19 protein-coding genes and 2 pseudogenes are annotated in these 25,220 nt (G+C 71.9%); 8 read left to right on the forward strand and 13 right to left on the reverse strand.

Features of this window, described 5'->3' with window-relative positions:
• Positions 1-116 precede the first annotated feature (116 nt).
• Positions 117-899, forward strand: coding sequence for an IclR family transcriptional regulator C-terminal domain-containing protein (locus AB0K25_RS03840; RefSeq protein ID WP_208565525.1), 783 nt, complete (start codon positions 117-119; stop codon positions 897-899).
• Between the two features lie 87 nt (positions 900-986).
• Here AB0K25_RS03840 and AB0K25_RS03845 read toward each other — a convergent pair whose 3' ends face one another.
• Complete coding sequence (locus tag AB0K25_RS03845) at positions 987-3,113, reverse strand: PhoX family phosphatase (protein WP_208565526.1); 2,127 nt, start codon at positions 3,111-3,113, stop codon at positions 987-989.
• A 215-nt stretch (positions 3,114-3,328) separates the two neighbouring features.
• On the opposite strand from AB0K25_RS03845, the gene AB0K25_RS03850 reads away from it, so the two are divergent.
• A complete protein-coding gene (locus AB0K25_RS03850; protein ID WP_208565835.1) occupies positions 3,329-3,844 on the forward strand; it encodes a sigma-70 family RNA polymerase sigma factor in 516 nt (171 codons plus the stop codon).
• On the forward strand, positions 3,841-4,542 hold the full coding sequence (locus AB0K25_RS03855) for a zf-HC2 domain-containing protein (RefSeq protein ID WP_357533014.1): 702 nt from the start codon (positions 3,841-3,843) through the stop codon (positions 4,540-4,542). Before AB0K25_RS03850 ends, AB0K25_RS03855 begins: the two co-directional genes overlap by 4 nt.
• A gap of 27 nt (positions 4,543-4,569) precedes the next feature.
• On the opposite strand, the gene rarD is transcribed toward AB0K25_RS03855, so the two are convergent.
• From rarD to eccE, 4 genes and pseudogenes are all read right to left on the reverse strand, one after another.
• A complete protein-coding gene (gene rarD, locus AB0K25_RS03860) occupies positions 4,570-5,493 on the reverse strand; it encodes an EamA family transporter RarD (protein WP_357533016.1) in 924 nt (307 codons plus the stop codon).
• Positions 5,490-5,980: pseudogene (locus AB0K25_RS03865) on the reverse strand (GNAT family N-acetyltransferase). The gene rarD and the pseudogene AB0K25_RS03865 overlap by 4 nt, the downstream one beginning before the upstream one ends.
• Positions 5,981-6,131: 151 nt before the next feature.
• On the reverse strand, positions 6,132-6,518 hold the full coding sequence (locus AB0K25_RS03870) for a phage holin family protein (RefSeq protein ID WP_208565530.1): 387 nt from the start codon (positions 6,516-6,518) through the stop codon (positions 6,132-6,134).
• Between the two features lie 54 nt (positions 6,519-6,572).
• Positions 6,573-8,297: a type VII secretion protein EccE gene (gene eccE / locus AB0K25_RS03875; protein ID WP_357533018.1), complete on the reverse strand. Its 1,725-nt coding sequence runs from the start codon at positions 8,295-8,297 to the stop codon at positions 6,573-6,575.
• 583 nt (positions 8,298-8,880) lie between these two features.
• Between eccE and AB0K25_RS03880 the strand changes: the two genes are divergently transcribed.
• Together AB0K25_RS03880 and AB0K25_RS03885 are read left to right on the forward strand one after the other, a co-directional pair.
• A complete protein-coding gene (locus AB0K25_RS03880) occupies positions 8,881-9,198 on the forward strand; it encodes a WXG100 family type VII secretion target (protein ID WP_219465903.1) in 318 nt (105 codons plus the stop codon).
• Positions 9,199-9,222: 24 nt separating this feature from the next.
• On the forward strand, positions 9,223-9,516 hold the full coding sequence (locus tag AB0K25_RS03885; protein ID WP_208565533.1) for a WXG100 family type VII secretion target: 294 nt from the start codon (positions 9,223-9,225) through the stop codon (positions 9,514-9,516).
• Between the two features lie 105 nt (positions 9,517-9,621).
• On the opposite strand, the gene mycP is transcribed toward AB0K25_RS03885, so the two are convergent.
• Positions 9,622-10,842 carry a type VII secretion-associated serine protease mycosin gene (gene mycP, locus AB0K25_RS03890; RefSeq protein WP_219465912.1) on the reverse strand — a complete coding sequence of 407 codons (1,221 nt, stop codon included), beginning with the start codon at positions 10,840-10,842 and terminating at the stop codon, positions 9,622-9,624.
• Between the two features lie 153 nt (positions 10,843-10,995).
• Here mycP and AB0K25_RS03895 point away from each other — a divergent pair, with 153 nt between their 5' ends.
• Both AB0K25_RS03895 and AB0K25_RS03900 read left to right on the forward strand, forming a co-directional pair.
• Positions 10,996-13,908, forward strand: coding sequence for an SseB family protein (locus tag AB0K25_RS03895; protein ID WP_363818212.1), 2,913 nt, complete (start codon positions 10,996-10,998; stop codon positions 13,906-13,908).
• Positions 13,905-14,270, forward strand: coding sequence for a hypothetical protein (locus AB0K25_RS03900; protein ID WP_208565535.1), 366 nt, complete (start codon positions 13,905-13,907; stop codon positions 14,268-14,270). Before AB0K25_RS03895 ends, AB0K25_RS03900 begins: the two co-directional genes overlap by 4 nt.
• Before the next feature lie 171 nt (positions 14,271-14,441).
• On the opposite strand, the gene AB0K25_RS03905 is transcribed toward AB0K25_RS03900, so the two are convergent.
• The 7 genes from AB0K25_RS03905 to AB0K25_RS03935 form a co-directional block, all read right to left on the reverse strand.
• Complete coding sequence (locus tag AB0K25_RS03905) at positions 14,442-15,374, reverse strand: alpha/beta hydrolase (RefSeq protein ID WP_357533024.1); 933 nt, start codon at positions 15,372-15,374, stop codon at positions 14,442-14,444.
• 143 nt (positions 15,375-15,517) lie between these two features.
• Positions 15,518-15,901 (reverse strand): hypothetical protein, encoded by a 384-nt coding sequence (locus AB0K25_RS03910; protein ID WP_219465917.1) that lies wholly within the window; start codon positions 15,899-15,901, stop codon positions 15,518-15,520.
• Between the two features lie 185 nt (positions 15,902-16,086).
• Positions 16,087-18,480 (reverse strand): immune inhibitor A domain-containing protein, encoded by a 2,394-nt coding sequence (locus AB0K25_RS03915; RefSeq protein ID WP_219470594.1) that lies wholly within the window; start codon positions 18,478-18,480, stop codon positions 16,087-16,089.
• A gap of 370 nt (positions 18,481-18,850) precedes the next feature.
• Positions 18,851-21,646 carry an immune inhibitor A domain-containing protein gene (locus tag AB0K25_RS03920; RefSeq protein ID WP_219465918.1) on the reverse strand — a complete coding sequence of 932 codons (2,796 nt, stop codon included), beginning with the start codon at positions 21,644-21,646 and terminating at the stop codon, positions 18,851-18,853.
• A 216-nt stretch (positions 21,647-21,862) separates the two neighbouring features.
• Positions 21,863-23,098, reverse strand: coding sequence for a hypothetical protein (locus tag AB0K25_RS03925; RefSeq protein ID WP_219465919.1), 1,236 nt, complete (start codon positions 23,096-23,098; stop codon positions 21,863-21,865).
• Between the two features lie 29 nt (positions 23,099-23,127).
• On the reverse strand, positions 23,128-24,030 hold the full coding sequence (locus tag AB0K25_RS03930; RefSeq protein WP_219465920.1) for a hypothetical protein: 903 nt from the start codon (positions 24,028-24,030) through the stop codon (positions 23,128-23,130).
• A 253-nt stretch (positions 24,031-24,283) separates the two neighbouring features.
• Positions 24,284-24,808, reverse strand: coding sequence for a LuxR C-terminal-related transcriptional regulator (locus AB0K25_RS03935; RefSeq protein ID WP_357533032.1), 525 nt, complete (start codon positions 24,806-24,808; stop codon positions 24,284-24,286).
• Positions 24,809-25,152: 344 nt separating this feature from the next.
• On the opposite strand from AB0K25_RS03935, the pseudogene AB0K25_RS03940 reads away from it, so the two are divergent.
• Positions 25,153-25,220 (forward strand): annotated as a pseudogene (locus AB0K25_RS03940) (MarR family transcriptional regulator); the annotation flags it as partial.

Genomic DNA, 25,220 nt, shown 5'->3' on the forward strand with positions numbered 1-25,220 from the left:
GCGTGTCGCCGGGTGACCCGCCGTATACCGCCTGATCTGGCATCCACCACCCGAACGGGCGTTCCGTCTCGGCCCGGTATTTCATATGGTGTAAGTCCCCGGCTGCGGAGGTGGTTGTGCGTGACCCCCTGGCGGAACCTTCGGACCTGATCCGGAGCGTTTCCCGCGCGCTACGCGTGCTCGAGTCGGTCGGTCGTGCCCCGAAAGGGCTGACCGTCAAGCAGATCGCCCGGCGGTGCGAGCTGACCGTCGCCACCACCTACCACCTGGTCCGCACCCTGGCCTACGAGGGTTACGTGATCCGTCGGGAGGACGGCACCTACATCGTCGGCCTGGAGATCGCCGACCGGTACCGCGAGCTGGTCACCGCGTTCCGGGGGCCGGCCGCCGTCGGGGAGTCGCTGCGGCGGGCCGCCATCGACACCGGGTGGAGCCACTACCTGGGCCGGTTCGTCGGCGGTCAGGTGGCGGTCACCGCCGTCGCCGAGGGAGCCCGCTCGCCCTACCTGGAGGACATGGTCCCCGGCTTCGACGAGGGTGCACACGCCACCGCCCTGGGCAAGGCGCTGCTGGCCACCCTCACCACCGAACAGCGCCTGCGCTACCTGCGCGAGTACGGCATGCGGCCGTTCACCACCGCCACCCTGACCACCCCGGAGGCGTTCGAGGCGGACCTGGCCGCCGGCGACCGGCGCGGGATGCAGTTGGAGCTGGGGCAGTTCCGGCAGGGGGTGGCCTGTGCCGCCGTGCTGGTCACCCCGGACAAGGACATGGAACGGCGGGTGGTGCTGGCCTGCGCGCTGCCGGCCAGCGAGATGATGACCTCGGCCCGGGTGGTACGGGCCAAGCTGCTCACCGCCGCCCGCGCCGTCGCCGACGGCATCGCCGCCGACGCCTGACCCGTCACGGGCGAGGGCCCCCTCCCGGACCGAAGCGGGAGAGGGCCCTCGTGGCCGGTCCGGCGGTGGACCGACCCGGGGAGCGCGTCAGCTGCCGATCGGGCCGCCGTCGAGCCGCCAGGTGACCACCACGCCCGGCTTGGCGTAGTCGCCGTCCGGCCAGGTCGACGCCGGCTTCTCCACCGACGCGCCGGTGATCTCGCCGGGGTGCTGCACGGCCACGAACACCGACCGGTTGTCGCCGGTGATGAACGGCCCGCAGGTCTCCGCGCCCAGCGGCACGGTCAGGAACTGCTTCAGGTGCCCCCGCTCCGGCCCCTCGACGGCGGTGGCGAAGAGGCCGTCGTTGCTGCCCAACGCGTTGCCGTCGGTCGAGATCCACAGGTTGCCGGTGGCGTCGAAGGCGACGTTGTCCGGGCAGGAGATCGGCGACACCTTGGTCTTGTCGTACCCGGCGAAGTAGGTCGACGGGTCGGTCGGGTCACCGGCGACGATCGGCAGCGACCAGGCGAAGGACTCCGCCGTGTTGTCGCCCCGGTCCTCGACCAGCTCCAGGATCTGCCCGTGCTTGTTGAGGTTGCGCGGGTTGATCTCGTCGGCCGCCGGCTTACCGGCCTTGCCCCGGTCGGTGTTGTTGGTCAGCGCCACGTACACCTTGCCGGTGAGCAGACTCGGCTCGACGTCCTCCGGGCGGTCCATCTTGGTCGCGCCGACCTTGTCCCCGGCGAGCCGGGTGAAGGTGAGCACGTCGGCGGCGGTCATCCCGTCGACGAAACTGCGGTTGCCGCTGACCAGCTTGATCCACCGTCCGGTGCCGTTGAACGCGCCGTCGGCGGGCAGCTTGCCCGTGCCGTCGATCTCGGCGGCGCTGGTCTGGGCGAACTGCGCCACGTAGAGGGTGCCCGACTCGAGCAGGGTCAGGTTGTTCTTGCGGGCCACCCAGGAGTCACCAGGCATGAACTTCTTGTCGGAGACGAACTTGTAGAGGTAGTCGAAGCGCTCGTCGTCGCCCATGTACGCGACCACCCGCTTGTCGCGGGCCACGATCACGTTGGCGCCCTCGTGCTTGAACCGGCCCAGCGCGGTGTGCTTGCGCGGACGGCTCTCCGGGTCGAACGGGTCGATCTCGACGATCCACCCGAACCGGTGCGCCTCGTTGGGGTGCTTGGCCAGGTCGAACCGTTCGTCGGCCCGCTCCCACTTGCGGCTGCCGCTGGGGTAACGGGCGGCGGTGGTGATGCCGTACCTGTCGAACCTGGGCTTCAACTCGGCCGGCGCGGCGTCGGCGCCGACGAAGTACTGGTTGAAGTTCTCCTCGCCGGACAGCACCGTCCCCCACGGGGTGACCCCACCGGCGCAGTTGTTCAGCGTGCCGACCACCGTGCGGCCCTTCGGGTCGGCGGCGGTGCGCAGCCAGGCCGAACCGGCGGCCGGGCCGGTCAGCTCGAACTTCGTGGCCAGCGCGGTGACCCGCCGGTTGTACGGCCGGCGGCCCTGGCCCACCGGCCGCCACTGCCCGGTGCCGTCCACCCGCTCCAGTTCCACCACGGACATGCCGTGCGCGGCCATCGCGGTGCGCAGCTGCTCGACGGTGAGGTTGTCCAGGCCGGTGAAGCCGGGGAACATCAGATCCTCGTTGGTGTACTCGTGGTTGACCACGAGCAGCGCCCGCTTGCCCCGCCGGTCCAGCGGCAGCACCCCGACGAAGTCGTTGTTGTAGCCGAACTGCTTGGCCTGGGCGGCGGCGGTCTGCCCGTGCAGGTCGAACCGGGGCGCACCGGGCAGCACCGGGTCACCCCAGCGGATGACCACGTGGTGGTCGTACCCGTTGGGGACGACCAGGGTGTCGAGCTGGTTCGGCGGGATCGGCTTGAAGGTCAGCGCCCCGCTGCCGACACCTCGCTGCGGGGCGGTCGGGTCGCCGACCTCCGGCACCACCGGGGTGGCCGGCGCGGCGGCGGCGGGGACGGCCCCGGCCAGCGCGCCGGTGGCGGCACCGCCGAAGCCGAGCACCAGCGCGCCCACCGCACCCGCCCGGACGACGCCCCGACGGGACACCTCGCCCTCGACGAGGTCGCCGAAGTAGGTGTTGTCGGACGTGTTGGGCACCGGGTGGTCGCAGGCGTTGCCGCAGCGGTACAGACAGGTCATCGCATCGCGGCTGCCGTGCCGGGTGGCACCGAGCAGCGGGAGCAGCCGGGGACGGTCGCTCATGGGAAGGAGCCTCCTGGAGACAGGTCGGTGGCACGCCGTTTTCACCTGCTCGACGTGCGTACCGGGCGGACGCTGCCAGGACGGGGTGAGCGGCCACCGGACGCGGTGTGAACCGGATGTGAACAGCAGTGGCCGGTGAACCGATCAGCGTCACGGCGCGTAGTAACGGGCGGACACATTCGCCGGACTCGTCGCGCGGGAAGCGAGGGATCACCATCAGCGACCACGACGCCCAACTGCTGCGCGCGCTGCACGACGAGCACGCCGAGGCGCTCTACGCGCACGCGTTGCGGTTGGTCAACGGGGACCGCACCCGGGCCGAGGACCTGGTGCAGGAGACCCTGCTGCGCGCCTGGCGTCACCCGGAGTCACTGGACCCGCGACGCGGCTCGGTCCGGGCCTGGCTCTTCACGACCGCCCGGAACCTGGCGATCGACGCCTGGCGGCGGCGGTCGACCCGGGTCGGCGAGGTGTTCACCGACGACCTGCCCGAGCAGCCGGAGACGATTGACGAAGCGGAACGCGCGGTGGAGGCCTGGACCATCGCCGAGGCGCTGAGCCGACTGAGCCCCACCCACCGGGAGGTGCTGGTCGAGTGCTTCTACCAGGGCCGCTCAGTGTCCGAGGCGGCGGCCCGGCTGGGGGTGCCACCGGGGACGGTCAAGTCCCGCACCCACTACGCGCTGCGTTCACTGCGGCTGGCCCTGGCCGAGATGGGGGTGACCGGATGACCCGCTGCGAGTTCGCACACGACGACGGCGCGTACGTGCTGGGTGCCCTCGCCCCCGCCGACCGGGCCGCCTACGAGCGGCACCTGTCCGGCTGTGCGGCGTGCCGGGAGGCGGTGGCCGAGGTCGCGGTGCTGCCGGGCCTGCTGGGCCGGCTCGACCCGACCACGCTGGAGGAGTTCCTCCCCCCGCCGCCGGAGATCAGCCGGGTGCCCGACCTGATCGCTGTGGCCCGGGACCGCCGCCGCCGCGAGCGGACCCGCAACCGCCGACGGTACGCGCTGACCGCGCTCGTCGCCGCCGCGTTCGCCCTGGTGCTGGGCTTCGGCGGGGCCGCCGCCCTGCGCCCGGCCGGCCCGCCCGCGCCGACCACCCAGGCGGTGCGGATGGTGTCCATGGCACCGGTGTCGCCGAAGACCCCGGCGTTGCACGCGGAGATCGGGCTGAGCGGCACCAAGTGGGGCACCGAGGTCATCATGCACTGCGGGTACGACGCGACGGCCGGCTACGGCAAGGCGAACACGTTCCGACTGGTGGCGCGCGGCCCCGACGACGCGACGGAACAGATCGCCTCCTGGCTGGCCGCCCCCGGCGACGACGTGAACCTGCGTGGCGCGACCCGGTTCACCGACGCCGACCTGGTCCGTCTCGAACTCCTGCGCGCCGACGGGACCCTCGTCCTCAGCTACGACGTCCGCTGACCCCCGGGGAGCGTCGGGTCGGGTGGCTCAGTGGGCGGCGGCCGGGAGCGGCGCGGCGGCGCGGGCGGCGGCCCGGTTGCGCCGGCCGTGCCGCACCGCGTCCAGGGTGAAGATCAGCAGGGCCAGCCAGACCAGGGCGAAGCCGGCCAGCCGGGCCGGGGGCATCGGCTCGTGGAAGATCAGCACGCCGCAGCCGAGCTGGAGGATCGGGGCCACGTACTGGAGCATGCCGAGCGCGGTCAGCGGCAACCGGTTGGCCGCGCCCGCGAAGAGCAGCAGCGGGATGGCGGTCGCCGCCCCGGCCGCCACCAGCAGCGCGGTGTGCCCGGCCGAGACCTGCCCGAACGTCGAGCCGCCCCGGCTCGCCAGCCAACCCAGGTAGCCCAGGGCGGGCAGCGCCAGCACCGCCGACTCGACGAACAGCCCCTCCGCCGCCGGCAGCCCGAGCCGCTTCTTGGCCAACCCGTACCCGGCGAAGCTGACCGCCAGGGTCAGCGCCAGGTAGGGCAGCCGACCGTAGTCGACGGTGAGCACCGCGACGGCCGCCGCCCCCACCCCGAGCGCCACCCACTGCGCCGGGCGCAGCCGCTCCCGCAGCACGAACACCCCGAGCAGCACCGACACCAGCGGGTTGATGAAGTAGCCGAGCGCGGTCTCCACCACCCGGTCGGAGTTCACCCCGTAGATGTAGGTGCCCCAGTTCACCGCGATCAGGGCCGCCGCGACGACGATCCCGGCCAGCGTCCGGGGGCGGCGGGCCAGCGAGCGCAGGAAACCGATGTTGCGCAGGGCGGCGAGCAGCAGCGCGACGAACAGCACCGACCAGATGATCCGGTGGGCGAGGATCTCCACCGGCCCGGCCGGGCGCAAAAGCTTGAGGTAGATCGGGAAGAAACCCCAGATCAGGTACGCGCCAAAGCCGTAGAGATAGCCGAGCCGCAACGGAGTCACGGTCCCACCGTAAGGGGTGGGACCGGCTCGGGTTCGTTGCCGGTGAGCGGGGTCACCGCCCGTTCACCCACGCCATCCACTGCTGCGGTGGCGCGGGCGTGAAGCCCACCTTCGCGTACACCCCGTGGGCGTCGAGGGTCGTCAGGGCGATCCGGCGTACGCCGAACCCGGCGAGGTGGTCGCGGACCGCGCCGGCCAGCCAGGTGCCCAACCCGCGACCCCGCGCCTCGGGGGCGACGTAGACGTCGCAGAGCCAACCGAAGGTCGCCCGGTCGGTGACCACCCGCCCGACAGCCACCTGCGCGCCGTCCTCCGGGCGGTAGACGCCGTACGGGATCGACCCGGCGAAGGCCCGTTCCGTCGTTTCCCGACTACGGCCGAGCGCCCAGTAGGCGTCGGTGGAGAGCCAGTGGTGCACCCGGTCCCGGTCGATCCGCTCCGGGTCGGTGCTGAGCTGGTAGCCGTCAGGGCGGGTCAGCGAGAACACGTCGTCACGCTAACCCCATCCGGGGCCCGTCCCGCCAGCCAATTTCCGTCAGGTGGCCGCAGCTGGCCGGCCCGGCCACCGCCGTGCCGGCTGGCATCCTGCCGGCCACCGCCGTGCCGGCTGGCATCGGGCGCGGTGGCCGGCAGGCGGGTCAGTCGCGGTCGAGGATGGCGCCCAGGATCCAGGTCACGATGCCGACGAGCAGCGCGCCCAGCACCGCCTCCGGCCAGAACCCGTCCACGTGGAAGGGTAGGTTCGCCTGGTCGGCGATCCAGCTGGTGAGCAGGAACAGCAGACCGTTGACGACCAGTGCGATCAGGCCGAGGGTGAGCAGGTAGAAACCACAGCCGACGGTCTTGATGATCGGCTGGAGCACCGCGTTGACCACGCCGAAGATCACCGAGACGAGCACCAGGGTGACGATCGCCTCGCCGGCCGAACCGGTGTCGAGCGTGATGCCCGGGATGAACAACGTCGCCAGCCAGAAGGCCACCACCGTGGAGCCCAGCCGGATCAGAAGGCCCTTCAGAAAATCCATGGCCGGGATCGTGCCACGCCTGGTCCACCTGGGGAAACCGCCGTGGCTTTCCGGTCAGCGCCGGCCGGGGCGACCGACCAGCTGCGACTCGATCGCGGTGGGCGAAAGCAGTGCCCACCGCAACGCCCGCCGGTTGACCACCGCCACCATGTCGTCCCGGATCCGGGTCAGCCACTCCGCCGAGCCGCCCAACCCCAGCGCGGTGCCCGCCAGGGCGGCCTCCGCCGGGTCGAGGGGTTGCAGCACCGCCAGGTCGGCCCGACCCAGGGTGTCGACGTCCAGCGGGGTCAGCTCGTCCCGGACCACCAGGGTGGACACCCAGGCCGCCCCGGGTGGCGGCTCGGCCATGGTGCCCGCGTCGACCACCACCAGCAGCGGTCGCAGTGGCGAACCGGTGGCACCCGGTGGCCGCCCGGTCGGGACCACCACGACCCCGCCCTGCTGCCCGCCGACCCCCCGCACGAACGGCTCCCAGGAGCGCGGCCGGCCGGTCTGCACCAGCACCCCCGCGCCCAGCGCCAACGACCGCAGCACCAGCAGTTGGGCTGCGGCCAGCCCACCGACCAGCACCAGCCGGGTGCCCTCGGCGCGGAACAGCCGGACGGTCACCGCACCACCGTGCCGGTTGGCCCCCACCATCAGCCCGGCCCCACCCAGGGTCAGTTCCGGTGGCTCCACCTGCGGTGCGGTCCCCTTCGCCAGCACCGGCACCGCCAACGGCAGTGTGGCGGCCAGGCCGGGGAGCTGCCCGCCGTCGAGCCGGCGCAGCTCACCACCGGCGTCGGCGGCGAGCCGGCACAACCCTTCGGCGGCGAGCGCCAACCCGGCCGGCGTCGGGGCGGCCAGTCGTACCGTCAACTCGGCCGGTGGGGGTGCGGTGTCGCCGCCGGACTGCGGACCGGCACAGAGCGACACGCTGGTGGCGGTCGCCGGCAGCGCCAGCAGCCGGGCCACCAACCGGCGACCCGGATCGACCCGGGCGTCCGGCCAGCGGTCCCACCGGAAGGTGGCCTGGTGCAGGCCGCCGGTGCGCACCGTCGACCAGGTCTCCCGCACGGGCTGACCGGCTTCGTGGTGGGCGAGTTCACCCAGCACCCGCAGCGCCGCGTGCTCACCGAGCGGTCGGGCCGGCACCGGCCCGACCCGGCGGCCGATCCGGCGTACCGTACCGGCCAGCGCCCGGCGCAGGTCGCTGTCGGACCAGCCGGGCGCACGCAGCACCCGGACCGCGAGCAGGGCATGTTCCTGCCCCGGCAGCCGCCCCTCGGTCAGCTGCCGGTAGGACGTGCCCGCCGCGCCACCGGCCACCCCCGCCGCCGGGGCGGGCACGGCGTGCAGCAGCACCTGCACCCGCACGGGCGGTTGCGCCGTCCCGGCCGGCGGCAGCAGCGTGCCGGGGGCCGGCAGCGGGTGGGGCCGGTCGCCGAGCAGGTCACCCGGGTCGCCCAGGTCGAGCAGGACGGTCAGCCCGGTGCCGTCGTCGATCACCCCGGCCGGCCCGTCGGCCAGCTCCACCGGGCCCAGCACGGCGCCGGGGAGCACCAGGTCCAGCAGGGCCGCCGGGGCGGCGTCGCGGGGTAGCCCGCGCCGTCGGGTGAGGTAACCGGTGGCGGTGCCCCACCAGGCGAAGAGCCACCGCCCACGCCACCGCCCCCAGGCGAGGCCGGCCAGGACGACCGCCCCGACCGCGGCGAGTACGGCCAGCCCCGCGCCGCGACCGTACGCGGCCAGCGGCAATGCGAGCGCCACCTGCGTGGCGACCACCTGGCCGGCACGCACGGCGGAGCCCGTGCGGGCTCGGGGCGTGCCCCCGAGGCTCCGCGGCGGCTGACGCCGGGCCGGACGATCGGTCGTGCCCGCCGACACCGCGCCTCCTCCGTCACGCTCTCCGCCCACCCCGGGACGTGGTGGTCGATCTGCTGCTGTGTCGTGGCCGATCCCGGCGCGGCCGGTGTCGGCGTCGTCGTGGTGCGGGCACCTCGTGCTGCGGGTGGGCCCCGGTGCGGGTGGGCCCGTGGTGATGTGCGTGCGGCTCGTGGTGTGCCGGTGACCGACCCGGGTGGGGTCGGGTGTCCGGGTGGATCGCCCCCACCGGTGGGGGTGGGTCCGACCACATCGGACCGCAACGCGACGGAGGCGTCACCCATGGTAGTGGCCCGGGCGGTCCGATGGGGACCCCGGCCGTCGCGCGTGCGGAGGTTGTCCACAGGGGATAGCGGCGGGGTAGCACAACCGGGATGGTGCGACTACCGTCAGCGACGAGTTTCGCCGACATCATCCCGCCAGGCCCACTGCCGGCGGGCCGCCGTCCCCCATGGAGGGCGTGGATCGGCTCCGACCGAAGAGACGAGGTGACGTCCGGATGGCCCAGACCCAGGCAGAGGCTGCGGTGATGCAGCGCACCGCTGCGAAGTTCGAGCAGGTCGACCAGTCGTTGCAGGCCATGCTGACCGGCCTGATGACCGAGCTGGAGGTGTTGCAGCAGGCCTGGCGGGGTGCCGGTGGGCGCTCGTTCGCACAGGTCAAACAGCAGTGGGGAAAAGACCAGGCCGCGCTGCACCAGGCGCTGCGGGAGACCGCGACGGCCATCCGCACCGCCGGCCGGCACTACGACGTCTCGGACACCGAGGCCGCCAGCCGGGTCGCCGGCACCAATCGCGGCATCCAACTGCCACTCTGAACCATCCCGGGGAGGGACCATCCGATGGACCACGGTGTGCTGGTCGTCAACTTCGCCGCCTTGCACCAGGCCGGCGCGGACATCCAGAAGGCGTTGAACACCCTCGACGCGCAGCTCGGTCAACTGGAGCGGGATGCCGCCCCGCTGATCGCCGGCTGGGACGGTGAGGCCCGGCAGGCGTACGAGCAACGGCAGGCGCGGTGGCGGTCCGCCTCGCAGGACCTCCAGGCCATGCTGCGCGACATCAAGCTCGCGGTGGACGACTCCGCCGCCGACTACCTCAACACCGAGAAGCGCAACGTCGGCCTGTTCCAGTGAGCCGCCCGTGCTGGCGGCAGCGTCCGACGACCCACCGGTCGGGCGCTGCCGCCAGGCGGACCCGGTCGGGTGTCGTCGTCGGGCGGACCCGGTCGGGTGTCGTCGTCAGGCGGACCGGGCCGGGTGCCAGCGTCGGCGGACGCCCCGGGGGAGCACCACCGCCAGCAGCACCGCCACCGCGAGCACCCCGCCGGTGACCGTGGCGACCAGCAGTGCCCGGTCCCGGGCCGCCGCCCGGCGGTGCTGCCGGGCCAGCAGCGCCGGGTCGGCCCGCTCCGCCGGCAGCGCCAGCGTCGACCGGGCGGCCGGCCCGGGACCGGTGCCGGTCTCCACGACCGCCCGGTACGGGTTGAGCACGCCGGCCCCGTAGCCACCCCGCCGCCCGCCCGGCGCCGGATCGGTGGTGCCCACGATCCGGCGCGTCACCTCGGCGGCGCTGAGTTCCGGCCGGTACTGCCGCAGCAGCGCCGCGGTGGCCGCCACGAACGGGGCGGCGTAACTGGTCCCCTCGGCACGCTGATGGCCCTGCCCCGGCGCGGCCATCAACACCTCACTGCCCGGGGCGACCAGGTCGACGTACGTCCCGACCTGCGAGAACGGGGTGCGGATGCCCGCCGGGGTGATCGCACCGACACCGAGCACCCCGTCGTACGCGGCGGGGTAGGGCAGCGGGTCGCCACCGTCGTGCAGGTTGCCGGCGGCGGCCACCACGACCACGTCGCGCCGGACCGCGTAGTCGATGGCGTCCCGCACGGCCGGGTTGTCGGCGTACAGGACGACGGAGAGGTTGAGCACGTCGGCGTCGTGGTCCACCGCCCAGCGGACGGCCCGGGCGAAGTCGGCGGCGCTGACCGTACGCCCCGACTCGCGCCCCTCGACGACCTGCTGTTCGCTCACCCGTACCGGCAGGATGCGGGACCCGGGTGCGAGCCCGCGGAAGGCCACCCCTGCCCCCTCCCCGGCGGCGATGATGCTGGCTACTCCGGTGCCGTGACCGGCGCAGTCGCGGGTGCCGTCGCCGCCCGGGTCGAGGAAGTCCGCGCCGTCGAGCACCCGGCCCCGCAACTGGGGGTGCCGCCGGTCGACACCCGAGTCGATCACCGCGACGGTGACGCCGGTGCCGGTGGCGAGCGGGGCGATCCGCTCCGGGGCGTACCGTCGCTGGGGCCAGGGGAGGGCGGCGACCGGCCTGGCCGGCGCGGGCGCGGTGGCGCAGGCCGGGGCGGCGTGGGCCGGGGTGACCGACGACACGGTGACCGCCGGCAGCGCGGCGAGCAGGGCCGCCGCCAGAATGGTGGGCGCTTGTCGGCTGCCGGGTCGGGACATCGACCGCCTCCGTATCGTGTCGACTCCGTAACGCGATGTTAGTGCCTGGTCGGCTGCCAGGTCGGCCGGCTGGTGACCGACTTATTGTGATCTTGTTTTCACCTTGTAGGTTGTACGCGACGCCTGTGGCCTGATCCGGGAGGAGAGGTGGCCGTGACCGACTGGGAGCCGGCTACCGAGGCCGAGACGGCGATGCGTGACGCGCTGCGCGCCAGCGACCAGGAACGCTACTTCCGGATTCTGGCTGGTACGGACCTTTTCCTTCCGGTCTCCGGTCAGGCTCTCGCCGGGGCGACGCCGATGGGGTGGGGCACCTGGACCACCGGTGGCCGGACCCACGTGTTGGCCTTCACCTCGGCCGCCGCCATGCACGCCTGCCTCGGCGCCTCCGCCGGTCCGTGCCGGCGCAGCCGCTACGCCGACCTGGCCGTCGAGTGGCCCAACCACGAGTGGTGGCTGGCGGTGAATCCCGGGCTGCCGATCGAGGGCTACCTGCCTGCGTGGTTCGTGTCCCAGCTCTCCCGGGGCGACGTGCGGTTGCCCGGTCGCGCCCCGGGCGTGCGGTCCCGCCAGGAGCCCGACCGGACGCCGGGTTGGCTCCCGGCCGACGGGACGTCCGACGTCGAACCGACCGCCGACCTCTCCACCGGCCCCGCCGGCTGGGCCCCGCCCCGCCCGGTCCCCTCAGCAGCCTCGGTACCACCCGCCGGTGGTGCCGTCCGCCCGGCGGAGGGTGCGTCGCTGACCGACGAGCGGGGTCGTCCGGTCGCCGCGCCCGGTGGCCCACGCGACGTCGCTGCCGGGTCGCCCGATCACGGCCGGTCCGCCGGCCCGGCGTCCCCCGACCCCGCTCCGGCACCCGGCCAGCACAACGGCGGCTGGTCCACGGTCCCCCGCCGCCGCCTCCTGGGCGAGGAGGCCGCCGGTCCGACCAACGGGCGTACGTCGTTCTTCGAACCGTCCGCCGCCCGGGGCGCCTCCCGGTCACCACGGGACAACCCGCTGCGTTCCGGCGAACGGGCGACGCCACCGGCCCGGCCCGGCATGGGTGGTCAGCCCTTCCCCCGGCGTCGTCCGGCGCCCGCCCAACCGGTCGAGGACGAAACCACCCGGGCGTTCCAGGTCGGCCCGCCCGGCCAGCCGTCCCGCCCCGCTCCGGGCAACGGGCCGGCGGCCGCCGGCCGTCAACGCGACCCGCTGGCCGAGGAGCCGACCCGGGCCTTCCGGGTGGGACCGCCTGCCGCAGAGGCGACCCAGGCCTTGCCCCGCCGGCAGCCGGCCCCGGACGCGTCGGCGGGCATCCGGCAGCCGCCACCGGCCGGCCCGTCCGGCGGCAGGGCCGACATGTTCGCCGGCGCGAACGGCATGCCCGGCGCGAACGGTATGCCCGGTCCGGTGCCGGACGAGGCGGAGGAGGTGCCGCCCTCCGCCGCCGAACCGGTCTCGGGGCCGCCGGCGTCGCGCCGGGGGTTCACGCCCATCGTGATAGAGGGGGTGATCCTGGAGTCCCGCGACCTGCCCGTCGCCCCCGCTCCGGCCGCTGCCCCGACCCCACCGGTCGTCCCGACGCCAGCTCCCGCGCCGCCGGTCGTGCCCGCGCCAGCTCCCGCACCGCCGGTGGTCCCGACGCCAGCTCCCGCGTCGCCGGTCGTGCCCGCGCCAGCTCCCGCGTCGCCGGTGGTCCCTGAGCCGCCGGTGGTCCCGGTGGCGGCTGGGGGCGGCCCGGTCGCCGAGGACACGGTCAACCTCAACGGGAACGCCGGGCCGCCCGCGCCACCCGTTCAGCCCTCCGCCGCCGGGCCGACCTCCCCGACGTCAGTCGCCGGGTCGACCTCCCCGACGCCCGCCTCGGGTGCGGCCACCCGGCCCGCCTCCGACGACCTGTGGACTCCGGCCTCCGAACGGGCCGCGAAGGCGGTTCCATCGCAGGTGGCGGCGGGGCCCGCTGCCGGCCCGGTGGCTCCGCCGGCCGCTGCGCCCACCGCGCCGGTCGCTGCGGCGGTGGACCCGGGTCCGGTCACCGCCGCGTCGGCCGGGTTCGCCACGACGCCCCCGCCCGTCGCCGCCCCGACAGCCCCGCCCGTCGCCGCCGTCGACGAGTCGTTCCTGCCCGCCAACGAGGTCGAGGAGAACCTGCTGGACGCCGCCGGTGCCGGCAGCACCGACGGTTTCCTCTCCACCCTGCTGCTGGCCCGGGTGCTGCTGCCGGTCAATCCCGATTCGGTGACCGGCAGCCGGCCCGGCGAGCCCGGCTTCGCGTGGCGCACCGGCACCACGGACGGCGAGACGTTCGTGGTGGTCTACACCTCACCGGAACGGCTGGCCGAGCACGACGTACCACCGGTCGAGACGATCGAGGTGCGCTTCGTGCAGTTGATCCGGTGTTGGCCGGACCCGGGTTGGGCGTTCGCCGTCAACCCCGGCACCCCGGTCGGGGCCAAGCTCCCCGGCGAGCAGATCGTCGCCCTGGCCAGCTGGGCGGCCGAGGTCGGGCTGGGTGACGAGGCGGACCTGGAGCCGGTGGCCGCCGCCGAGGCGCCGGCCGAACGCACCCGGTACGCCCCGCCGGCCACCGATCCGTCCCGCCCGGTGGTGATGCAGAAGGCGATCGCCCCGAGCCAGCTCGCCTACTACCTGGAACGCGGCTACGACCGGGTCTCCGGTTTCGTGCACCGGGCCGGTGAACTGGCCCACCTGACCACCCCGGCGGAACTGCACGACGCCCTGGGACTGGGCTACCCGGGCTCCCCCTTCGCCCGCGACGCCGAGGCGGCCTACGTGCTGCGCTGGCCGGCGTACCGGCCGAGCCTCTACCGCATCCCGTACGGCGGGCAGAACGAGGCGGCGATGCGGGCCATGGAGGGCTGGGTCATCGAACGCGCGCCGTTCCGGGGCAACGGATTCGCCCCGGGGGAGAGCAGCGACGTGGTGGCCGAGTTCAAGGTGGACAGTGCCCGGCTGCCGCACGGGGCGCAGCTCTGGCGGATCGGCGCGGAGGGCACCGAACGGGTTATCGCCATCCTGGACACCGACGCGCTGGTCTGGCGACGGGTGGGGCAGTCGTGATGCGCGACGGCTACGTGGCCCGCTGGCAGGGCCGGGAATACCAGGTCAGCCCGGACGGCGACCATGTGCGGATCTACCAGCCGGAGCCCGCGGACGGCTTCGAGGAGGTACGCCCCGGCCGGTACGTGCGGGTCGTCCCGGCCGGCGAGGTCGAGAAGTTGGCGTACGTGCGGACCACCTGCACCTGGCAGGGGCAACCGTTCATCGTGCTCGGTGAGCACGACGGCTGGCTGCGGGTCGAGTACACCGGTGGTCGTTGGCCGGTGGCGCAGGCGATGGGGCTGGAGGTCTTCGACTTCGGTGTCTACCAGGGTTGGGCACCGGCCGCCGAGGTCGTCGACCTGCGCGAACAGCGGGTCTGACCCTCGGCCCACGGTCGTCGGACCAGCCGGCAGTGGATCAGCCGGCAGCGGACCAGCCGGCAGCGGACCAGCCGGCAGTGGATCCGTCGACACCGCGCTCGTGACCGTCGGCAGCGGGTGGCCGGCGGCGAGGGTGGCCCGCTCACCGTCGTCGCCCGGGTACGGGCGGGGTCAGGACTTGGTCCAGCGCAGGATCTCGCCGAGCACCACGTCCCCGGCCTCCACGTGGGGGAAGTGGCCCACCCCGTCGAGCAGCCGCCACTCGTAGGGGGCGCTGACGTACCGGCCGGAGCCCTGGGCGGTACGCGGCAGGGAGGCGACGTCGGCCGCCCCGTGCAGTTGCAGGGTGGGGGTGACCAGGGGCCTCTGCATCAACCGGACGAAGCGGTAGCCGTGTAGGCGCAGCACCGAGCGGAAGGCCCACCGGTAGCCCTCCAGGGCGCAGAAGGCGGCCTGCGGAATCAGCATCGCCTCCCGGCAGCGTTGCGCGTAACCGTCGAACTCCGGGCCGGCTACCCAGCGGGGTCCACCCCAGCGGTGCAGCATCCGGGTCACCTCGGCGGCGTCGTCCCGGGTGAGCACGTGTTCGTACCGGGGGAGCTGGAACTTTAGCGCCGGCGTGGAGGCGGCGAACTGGCCGCGCGGGTCGGCGAAGATGGCCGCGCGCAGCCGCAGCGGGTGGGGTGCGCCGAGCACCACCAGCCGGCGTACCAGGGTGGGGTGGAACGAGGCGGCCGTCCAGCCGATCAGTCCGCCCGAACCGGCGCCGACCACGGTGGCGGAGCGTTCCCCGAGGGCGCGGATCAGGCCGGCGACGTCGGCGGCGAGGGTGTAGCCGTCGTACCCCCGGGGGGGTTTGTCGCTGGCGCCGTAGCCGCGCAGGTCCACCGCGACGGCCCGGAAGCCGGCGTCGGCGACGGCGGGGAGCATGGTGTGCCAGGCCCACCAGTGCTCGGGGAAGCCGTGCAGGAAGAGCACCATCGGGCCGGTGCCCGCCTCGACGACGTGGAACCGGCTGCCGTTAGCGCCGACGAACCGGTGCGTCCACGGCCCCTCGGTGAGGACGCAGGACTCGTCGACGGGCCCGCCACGCTGCTCGGTCATGGGGCACAGCCTAGGACCTCGGCACCGGTCGATCGCCCCGCCGACCCGGGCGGCGCGGCCGAACCGGCTGAGCGGGCTCAACCGGGGCCGGTCGGATCGGGTGGAATCGGGCCGCCGGCAGTGCTCCGTCGGGCTGAGTGGGCTCAGCGGACCACGTTGATGGCGACGATGCCCACCGGGATGCCGGGACCGCAGGTGGCGGCCGGATCGGCCGGCCCGACGGTGACCAGGACGGTGGTGCCGGTGGCGAAGGTGCCCAGACCGGTGCCGTGTAGCGCGTACTCCCGGCCGTCGTCGGTGACCAGGCCGTAGCAGGGGCCGTCGCCGCCCCGGCTGATCCGGCCGGCGAGCCGGTCGGCCCGGCGCAGGTCGGTGGGGTGCCGTGGGGGCGCGGCGGGCCGCCGCAGGGCCGGCGGGGTGGCGGAGAGTGGCGTCGGCCGGCCGGCGGGCGGGGCCCCACCCGGGCCGGGGTCCGACGCCCGGGTGTCGGGCGACGGGTCGGTGGTCGGGGTCCGGTCGTCGGTCACGGTGCCTCCGTTCCCGGCGCACCCGACGTGGGTACGCGCACGGCCAGCGTGCCACGTCGTCGGTGGGCCGGCACCCCTCGCTCGGAGCCGGGGCGGCTGACAGCGACCTGCCCGGAACGGGCCGATGCCCGGGCAGGAGACCTGCCCGGGCATCGGGTAAAGCGGATGGTGCGCTGATCAGCGGATCAGGAGAAGCGGACCTTCAGCGAGGTGCCGTTCTGCTCCACAACCTTGATCTTGGTGCCGGTGGCCGGGAGCTTGACGCCGTGGTTCGGCAGCTCCGGGTACCAGTACTGCTTGGTGTCGTCGAACAGCGGCTGCGCGGCCTGACCACGGACGTACTGCGGCACGCTGTTGATGTGCAGCGTGAACGAGTCCGCCTTCTTCAGGCTGAACGGCGCGTCGTACACCTGGACGCGGGCCCGCCAGGGGGCACCGGTCAGGTTGTACAGCGGCTCCGGGTGCGCGTCGATGATCATGTTCCGACCCTCGCCCGGGTGGTCGAAGGTGTCGTTGTCGGCCCACCGGAGGTTCCAGTAGGAGATCAGCAGACCCTCCTGGTACGCGTAGTGGTCCACGTAGTCCGGGCGGGTGTTCGCGTAACCGAAGTAGTACGGGCCGGTCTTGAGGTACTGGTCGTACGACACGTACGACCGGTTGCCCGCGATGTAGTAGTTGTCGAACTTGCGGATGTAGGTCTCGGCCACGACGCTGAACCCGTTCAGGGTCCAGCCGGCGGCACCGGCCTCCGCACCATCGGTGAGCACGGTCTGCCCATCGGCGGTGATGGTGATCGCGTCACCGTAGAAGCCGCCCTCGGAGACACCGCCGTCGGTCTGGTAGCGCAGCCGGAACTGCACCACCTTGCCGGCCGCCGCGTTCATCGGGATGTTGACGTCGACCCACTGGCCGTTGCTGGAGCCGTCCAGGGCGAAGCGCCCGGGAGAGATCTCCTTGAGGGCCTTGCCGTTGGCGGTACCCGGCAGGGTGGACCAGGTCTGGCCACCGTCGGTGCTGGCCTCGAAGAAGAGGTAGTCGTAGTCCGCCTCGATCGAGTAACGACCCTTCATGGTGAGCGCGGCGCTGGTCTTCCCCGTGAGGTCGATCGTCCGCGTCATCGTGGTGTTCAGGTCGTCGTCGTTGCCGGAGAAGAACTGCTTCGTCCCCTCGAACGGCTTGCCGTTCTGGAAGCTGTACTCCCGCTGCGGCAGCACGACCACGGCACCCTGCGCCTTGTCGGAGTTGTACTCCTGCGGGCCCAGGTTGAGGGTCTTCTGCTGGCCGGCCACCACGACCTCGTAGTCGAGCCAGTTGAGCTGGAGCTTGTTCCACGCGCCGAGGTCGCCGCCCCGGTCGCCGATGCCCTGGTCGTTCTTGGCACCGAGCCGGCTCTGGGCCATCAGGGTCCAGTGCTCGTTGTTGTTGTCACCGCTGTTGATGACGTTGTAGTCGTCCGGCAGACCGAGGTCGTGACCGTACTCGTGGTAGAAGACGCTCCGGCCACCGTTCTCCGGCTGGATCGTGTAGTCGCCGATCCAGACGCCGGTGTTGCCGATCTGGGTGCCGCCGCCCGGGAAGGTCGACGGGCCCGTGTTGCCCTGGTCAGAGGCGAAGGCGTACCACCGGTGGCTCCAGATGGCGTCCTCACCCTGGATCGGGTCGCCGTCGGCCTGGTCGCCGCCGGAGTGGACGATCTGGAAGTGGTCGATGTAGCCGTCCGGCTCGTTGAAGTTGCCGTCGCCGTCGTAGTCGTACCGGTCCCACTCGTCCATCGACTTGACGTCGGCGGCGATCTGGGCGTCGGTGCGGCCGGCCGCCTTCTGGTCGGCGACCCACTGGTTGGCGGCGTCCCGGACCAGGTTCCAGGTGTTGTTGCAGACGTTCGAGGCGCAGGGGTAGCCGTTGGAACGGCCGTACCGGGCCTCGTTGTACTTCACCTTGACCCAGTCGGTGACCTCACCGTCGACGCTGTAGCGACCCGAGGACTGGGCCTCGTAGTACTGCTTCAGCGACTCGTCACCCTGACCGGTGCCGAAGTAGATCTTCCGGTAGTAGTCGGCGTTGTAGTCCGGCTGCCAGACGGTGGAGTTGTCCACCGCCCGGTTGGGCGCCGGGATCTCGTTGTGCAGCGGCCCGTCGAACCGGGTCGGGCCGGGGACGGCCGGGGCCGTGTCCTGGTCCGGGTAGCTCGGGTGCCGCTCGTTGCCGAACTCCGCGAGGATGACGAAGATCTTGTCGGTCTTCTCGCGGCCCAGTTCGACGTACTGGTCCTGCGTCTGGGCGACGCCCGAAGCCGTCGTCCGGGCGTTGTTCCGCCCCGCAGCCTGGGTCTTGCCAACCTTGACGACCGTGCTGCCGTTGATCTTCTGCGCCTTGACCTTACCCGAGAGGACCTCGCTGAGGCCCTCCTGGCGCAGTGCCCGCCGCTTCGTCTCGAGCGGGTTGGGCAGATCGTGGTCCGCGTTGGCGGGCTCCGCGATCGACGGGGCGGCCGTCGGGAGCTTCGGCGTCGGCGCAGCGCTGGCGGACGTACCCGTCACCAGACCTGTCGCCGTCAGCGAGAGCCCGAGCAGACCCACTGCGACTTTGCGCACGTGGTACCTCCGGTGTGAGGGAACCGACCCAACGGGGGTACGGGCCGGCATGGAACGTCCCACTAGTGGGACCCATGGTGAACATAGACACTGCCGGGACGGGTGGGAAGATGTACGCGTCGATTTGTTGCAAGATTTTGATGAGATCGCTTTTCACCGTCACACACCGCATGTTCATCAACGGTCATGAGCAGCGCGGACGCCTCGGCAGGGAATCGCAGTGATGTATTTCGATTGGATTGCTGCGATGCGTGAAACAGTGGGCCGGCGGCATCTCCGCCACCGGCCCACTGTTCACCAAACGGTCAGTTGCTGACCCTTACCGCCGCATCGTCGGATTTACCCGACGCGGGGTTCAGTACTTCGCCGGAGTGATCCGGACGACCGCGTACGAGTTGTCCGGCGCGGCCGACTCGATCTTGATGGAGACCCCGTTGCGGACCTTCGAGTCCGACGGGTTGCCGGTGCCGAGCACGATCGCCCCACCGCCCAGCGTCACGCCGTAGAACTCGGTGGCCGGCGTGCCGTCCGGGTTCACCACCCGGGTGGTGTACGGCTTGTTGCCCCGCGACGGGACCACCACCGAGGCGTCGTTGTCCCGGGCGTACGGCGCACCGTCGCGCATCTCGATGCCCGGGTACCAGCCCTTGGCGTCGTTGAAGCCCGACACCGGGTGCTGCCGCGGGAACTTCGTGCAGTACGCGCTGTACGGCTCGTCCGCCGCCTCCAGGCACTCGGTGAACGGGTACGTCGGGTTCAGCGAGAACGCCGCGTTCGCCGACTGCGGCCGGCTCGGCAGGTTGTCCAGCACCGACGGGTCCTTCGCCGCCGCCTCACCGGTACGCCGCAGCGGATCGTAGTGCGAGTCCACGATCAGCAGTCCGCCCTTGGCCCCGTAGCTGGGCAGCGCGGTCATCTGCCCGGTGACGTGGTTGACGTCGCCCAGCATCGTGTCCCGGTACCAGACCAGCATCCCCGGCGCGTTGTACGAGATCCGGTCCACCTTCCACGCCTCGTGCGAGTAGATGGTGTCGTAGGCGTACTTCAGGCCCATGTCGAAGCCGTCGAAGTTGCGCCACTCGGCCAGGTAGTACTGCGCCTTGACCTGGGTGCCCGGGTCGATGTGCCAGCCCGCGCCGGTGGTGTCGGTGAAGGTGCCACCGGTCAGCGTCCAGCCGTTCGTGCCGCCCTCGACGTCGTCGCTGAACGTGGTGGCCCCACCGCCGGTGACCGAGAGGTCGTCGGCGAACCAGCCCCGCTCCTGGAACGCCTCGTCGGTGGCGTACCGCAGCCGCACCTGTACGGTCGTGCCGGCGTACGCCGACAGGTCGATCCAGTCGTGCCGCCAGCCGTCGGTGCTGCCGGTCAGGCCGTACTTCTTGTTGCCGAAGTCGACCATGCGGCCGTTCGGGTCGGCGTACCCGTCGTTCGTGGAGACCAGCGCACCGGCCGCGTCGTAGACCTTCTGCTCGGCCCAGGTGGCTCCGCCGTCGGTGGAGACCTCGACGAAGCCGTAGTCCCAGTCCTCCTCGATGACGTAGTTGTTCCACATCCAGAACTTCGCGTCGGTGGCGGCCGGGACGGCCACCTGCCGGCTGAGCTTGACGTCCGCCCAGGCCTGGTCGGAGCCGCTGTACCACATCCCGGTGCCGCTGTGCGGCTGGGCGAGGGTGACCACCTTGTCCGGCAGGTCGATCTTGATGCCGTCCTGGGTGCCCACCGGGGTCCGCGAGGTCTGCCCGAGCGACGCCGTACGGGTCCGCGTGCCGGGGGCGATGGTGAGCGGATCGGCCCAGCCCAGCACCCACTTGTCCCAGATGCCCATGTGCGTCGGCAGAGCCTGGAAGATCTCACCGGTGTGCGAGCCGGACGCCATCAGGTCCCAGAAGTCGACGTCCGAGTCGGCGTTGCCCGAGGTGTCGTAGAGGTCCGGCAGGCCCAGGTCGTGACCGAACTCGTGGGCGAAGACGCCGACCCCGGCGTCCTCCGGCTGCACGATGTAGTTGGACGCCTTCAGGTTCGTGCCGGGGATGGTGTAGCCACCGGCGACCGTGGAGGAGTGCGCCCAGACCGCGTACACGCCCTGGTCGCCGCCGCCACGGGACTTGCCCTGACCGGCGTGCACCAGCACCAGGTGGTCGATCACGCCGTCCGGCTCGTTGACGTTGCCGTCGCCGTCGCGGTCGCCCTGGTCCTCGATGTCGTAGTCGGCCCAGGGGAAGTTCGGGTCGGCCGCAGCCAGCGCGTCGATCGCGTCGGTGGCGAGCCGCCCCGCGCCCTGCGGGTTGTCCGGGTGGCCGTTCATCGCCTGCTGCCGACCGGCGACCCAGGCGCCCGTCTCGTCCTGGAAGCAGCGCGAGGCCGCGTACCAGCCCTCCGAGTGCGGCACGGTGATCCACGGGCTGGCCTGCCCGTCCACCGTGTACGCGCCCTTGGACATCTCCAGGTACATGTTGTGCATGGTGCGGCCGGACAGGTCGATGCCCTTCTTGCCGTCCGGTCCCTTGAGGTCCTTACGGACCCGCTCGGTGATGCCCTGCTTGGTGTAGAGCATCTTGTCGAAGTGGGCGGGCGAGAAGTCCGGCACCCACATCGAGTTGTTGTCCTCGTGCGGCAGGGTCGCCGGGTTGGGGATGTTGTTGTGCTTCGGTCCGTTCTGGACGGTGCCGGGCACGCAGGTGCGGTCCTCGAAGACCGTCTTGGGGACCATCACCCCGGTGAAGTCGTCGTTGGCCTGGTCGTTGAACTCCACCAGCAGGGTGAGCAGCTTGGCCGTCTGGGTGCTCTTGGCCTTCTTGAACGCGCGCGGGCTCTGCCCGGTGCGGATCGCCCGCGCCTCGTTGCGGGCCAGTTCCCGGGCGGCCAGCGGGTTGCCGCCGGCGAACTTGCGGTCGTAGGCGCGGGCCTCGTCCGCCGCCGGGGTGCGGATCCCGTCGGCGCCGCGCACCTCCTTACCCGCGGTGTCCGGCTGCACCTCCGGCTCGGCGTAGTTGAGGTAGTGCTCGTCGGCCCCGATCCGGGTCGGTGTGGCCGGCCCGGCGGGCTGGGCCGCCGCACTGCCGGTCACGGTCAGTGACGCGGCGACGAGGGCGAGGGTGGGCAACGCGACGAGTAGGCGTCGGCGTGCGCCGGTTGGCGGGACAATGTTCATGCCGCTCCAAGTCATGAGGGCGTGAGGGCGAAGGAGCGCCTGACCTGAAAGGCCGGCGCTCATGAGAGGCAAAATAAGCATATTCATCAATACCTGGCAAGGGGCTCGACCGTTCTCCGTCCGCCCAGCCACCGGGGCCGGACCGATCAGCCGGTTCCGGTGGCTCCCACCCGCCACACCGGACACGCCGACGGCCCGTCCGGTGTGGCGGAACAGTCAGCCGCCGGTGGCCGCCAGTCTGGCCACCGTGAGGGAGTTCTGGTCCGGCTTCTGCGGCTCCGCGCCGAGCTTCGACCAGGCGACGTAGTCACCTGCGGCGAACACGAGGCTCAACCCGGGCGCTTCGCCGAGCCGCCAGAGCCGCTGCGTCCTGACGTCCAGGGCGTACTGGCCGGCATCGCCACCGCCGCTGCCGTTGCTCCAGCAGACGTAGCGCGGGGAGGAGCTCAGCGTCATGGAGGTGCCGTCGTCACCGAGTGTGACCTCGGTGGCGTCTCCGGTGGCGGTGTCCAGGACGAACAGCGACGCGTTCGGCTCCGGTGCCGGGGCCGATACGATCCAGGCAACCCGACCGGGCTCCGCTGTCAGGGCGGTGACCTGCTGTTCCTTTGTCAGCGGGCCCGTGGTGAGCAGGTCGTCCCGGCCACCGGTCACCTTGCGGATCTCGTACCGGTCCGCCGGGAAGCCGGGGGACACGTCCGCTGAGCGCACGTAGTAGAGGTCGCTGCCTGCGGCAGCGGGGAGCTTCGCGCGTTCGGCCACCACCTCCGCCGCCCGGCTCCCGGTGACGGACCTGCCCAGGACCTGGGCACCGAACTCGGGTTGACCGGTGGTGGGGACGGCCGTGGTCCAGTAGACCCGGTCGGTGCCCACCGAGAGCATCGACGAACCGGGTGGGATGGGCATCTTCCTGCCCTTGGCGACGGCTGCGGAATCGCCAAGCAGCACCGTCCGGCCAGCAGCTCGGTCGAAGCCGTACACCCGCCAGTCCATCTGGTACATGTCGGTGCTGGTCGTCTCGAGCCAGGCCACGGTCCGCTCGTCGGCGTCCCCGTAGATGGCCTGACGGGCCGCGCCGTGCGGGGCGGGGGACATGCCGCGCACTCGGCTGCCTGCGTAGAGCCCCACCTGGCTCTGGCCGATGACCACCTCGCCGCTGCGGGTGGTGGCGGCCGGGTTGGCCGCGGTGATCATCTGCCCGTCCGGCGTCAGGCCCAGGTGGTTGAGGGTACGCCCGGGCGCCGTCGTGCCGCTCAGGCTGAAGCTGACCCGGAACTCGCGGCCCGGTACGGCGTCGACCGCGTCGGTCGTGGCGTACCGGGACCGAACCCGGAAGGAGGCCCCAGGGCTGCTGGCGGAGCCGCTCGCCGAGATGCTGGGGGCGGGCGCGTCCCGGTGTCCGGGCGAGCCCACCCCCTGCTCGTCGTCGCAGCCACCGACAGCGAGGAGCAACAGCGCCACTGTCAGTGTTCGTCGCACGGTCAGTACACGATCCCGTTGGACTGGAGGAAGCGGGTTGCGAAGCTCGAGGTGCTGTAGCTGAACGACGGCTTCGTGGCGGACCACACCGTGGTCGCCGGGTCGGCCCAGCTTGAGGTCTGACCGGACGCAGTGTAGCCGAATCCGACGATCCAGTGACCGATCGTCTTGTTGGTCGGGTGTCCGTTGTAGTGCGATCCGCCGGCGAACTCCACGGTGTCGGCCCCGATCGGCATGCCGTTACCGCCGATGCTGTGGGCGAAGACGGCGACCAGCAGCGAACCACTGGGCTTGGGAACCTGCACGTACCAGTTGAAGCCGCGCCAGCGGTTGATGCCGGTGGCGAATCGCTTGCTGGTCCAGGTGGTGGCCCCGTTCGCCTCGGTGGCCATGTGCGAGCTGGTGGCCAGGTTGGGCTGGGAGAGGCTGGCCCCGTTGTACTTGCTCTTGAACCCGGTCCCGTGCAGGTAACGGAGGATCATGTAACCCGAGGCTGGGCCGCAGTAGTATCCCTTGCTCTGGCCGGTCTGGCTCAGACCCAGGATGCGGCTGCTGGCCGCTGTGGTGCGCAGACCGGCACCGTCTCCCGGATCGACGTAGCCGGAGTCGCCGTACTGGGCGACGTAGTCCGCTTCGAGCATGTTGAGCTGGGTCGGATCGGCCCCTTGGAAGTTGACCGCGTAGTACTCCTGGGACAGCTGGATCTTGAGGGACGTCTGGGTGTCCGTCGGCTGCTCGATCGAGGGATCGGTGACGTCACCGCCGGTGAAGTTGCCTTCGATGCCGTTGTACGGCTGGTCGGGGTCGATCACCTCGGCCAGTGCCGAGGTGGGGGCGGTGAGCGCGACGGCGCACCCGATCATCAGGGCGGCGAAACCGCCGGCAGCGCGCCGGTAGCTCGTCATCGCTGTCTTCAAGTGATCCTCCACAATGCGGGTAGGGTGAACCGCCCGGCCTTTCCGGCGGTTCACAGAATCGATTCGGTGCGGCTGGGTCGAATCGTAATAACGGTGCGACGGATCCGCCTGTCCCGCATTCTGGGGACAGGAGCGCCTTGGTGGTGGTAAAGCGGTCCAACGACTACCGCGTCGAGCGAAGAACCGCGTTCACCACGGCGAAAACAACGTCACGAATCGGTACGCGGAAAGGCGTACCGCCTCAGGGCTGAGGAGCGAGCGCCGCCCGGGTGAGGAACGCCTTGTTGCCGTGTCCGAGTTTCGCCTTGAGCCGCTTGACGTAGGTGTTGACGGTGTGCACGCTCACCCGCAGTCGAGCTGCCGTCTGGTTGTGGGTGAGCCCGTTGGCGATGCAGTCGAGAACCTCACGTTCCCGCTGGGAGAGTCGTTGTCGGCCAGGACCGGGGTCGCGCTGCCCGGTGCCCGGCGTGGGCTGGTCGACGGGTGTCGGGACGGTGTCGGCCGGTCCACGCCCGGCCAGCATGGTCACCAGGTCGTGGACACCGTCCTGCTCGTCCGGTGCCGCGCCGGTGACCAGCAGGAGGCAGTGCCCGGCGGGCAGACTCCTCGCTGCGTCAGCCTGGGCCCCGGCGGAGCCGCTGCGCGGCAACTCGCCCGGGTCGGTGGCCGGTGCCGGCTGGGTGACGGTCAGACCGGCCGAGCCGAGCAGGTCGCCGACGACACGCCGGAAAGCCGGATCGCCGCCGAGAACTGAGATTTGAATCATCGGTCGTCCTCTGAATAGGAACACGGCAGCTCGATCCGACGGTCGGTATTCACCGTCGGATCGAACTCGATCGAAAGAACGCGGAACGGGATCTCGTTCGGCGCTTCTGTCGCTATTGCTGCAACCTGCAGCCGGCCTGGTGTTCCGGAGGACGTTCAGTCTCTGATCGAAAATGCCACATCGATGCCATCACCCCCGTGTAGGCAAACTTTCCAATAGCTCGGTCAGGTGCTCGACGGTCTTGCACAATCTCGTACCTTGACGGTGACGATTGTCGCACGGGCGGTTCCCCGTGCGCTGCCCCGTCCGAGCGCGCAGCCAGGCGTAGAAACGGCGGTGGGTGCCCGGTCGGCGACCTGACGGTCACCCAGCTCTCCGCGCTCACCAGCCTCCGGCTGGCGGGCGCGCTGAC

Origin of the sequence: Micromonospora sp. NPDC049257 (assembly GCF_040678915.1) — a bacterium.
GTDB classification, from domain to species: domain Bacteria; phylum Actinomycetota; class Actinomycetes; order Mycobacteriales; family Micromonosporaceae; genus Micromonospora; species Micromonospora antibiotica.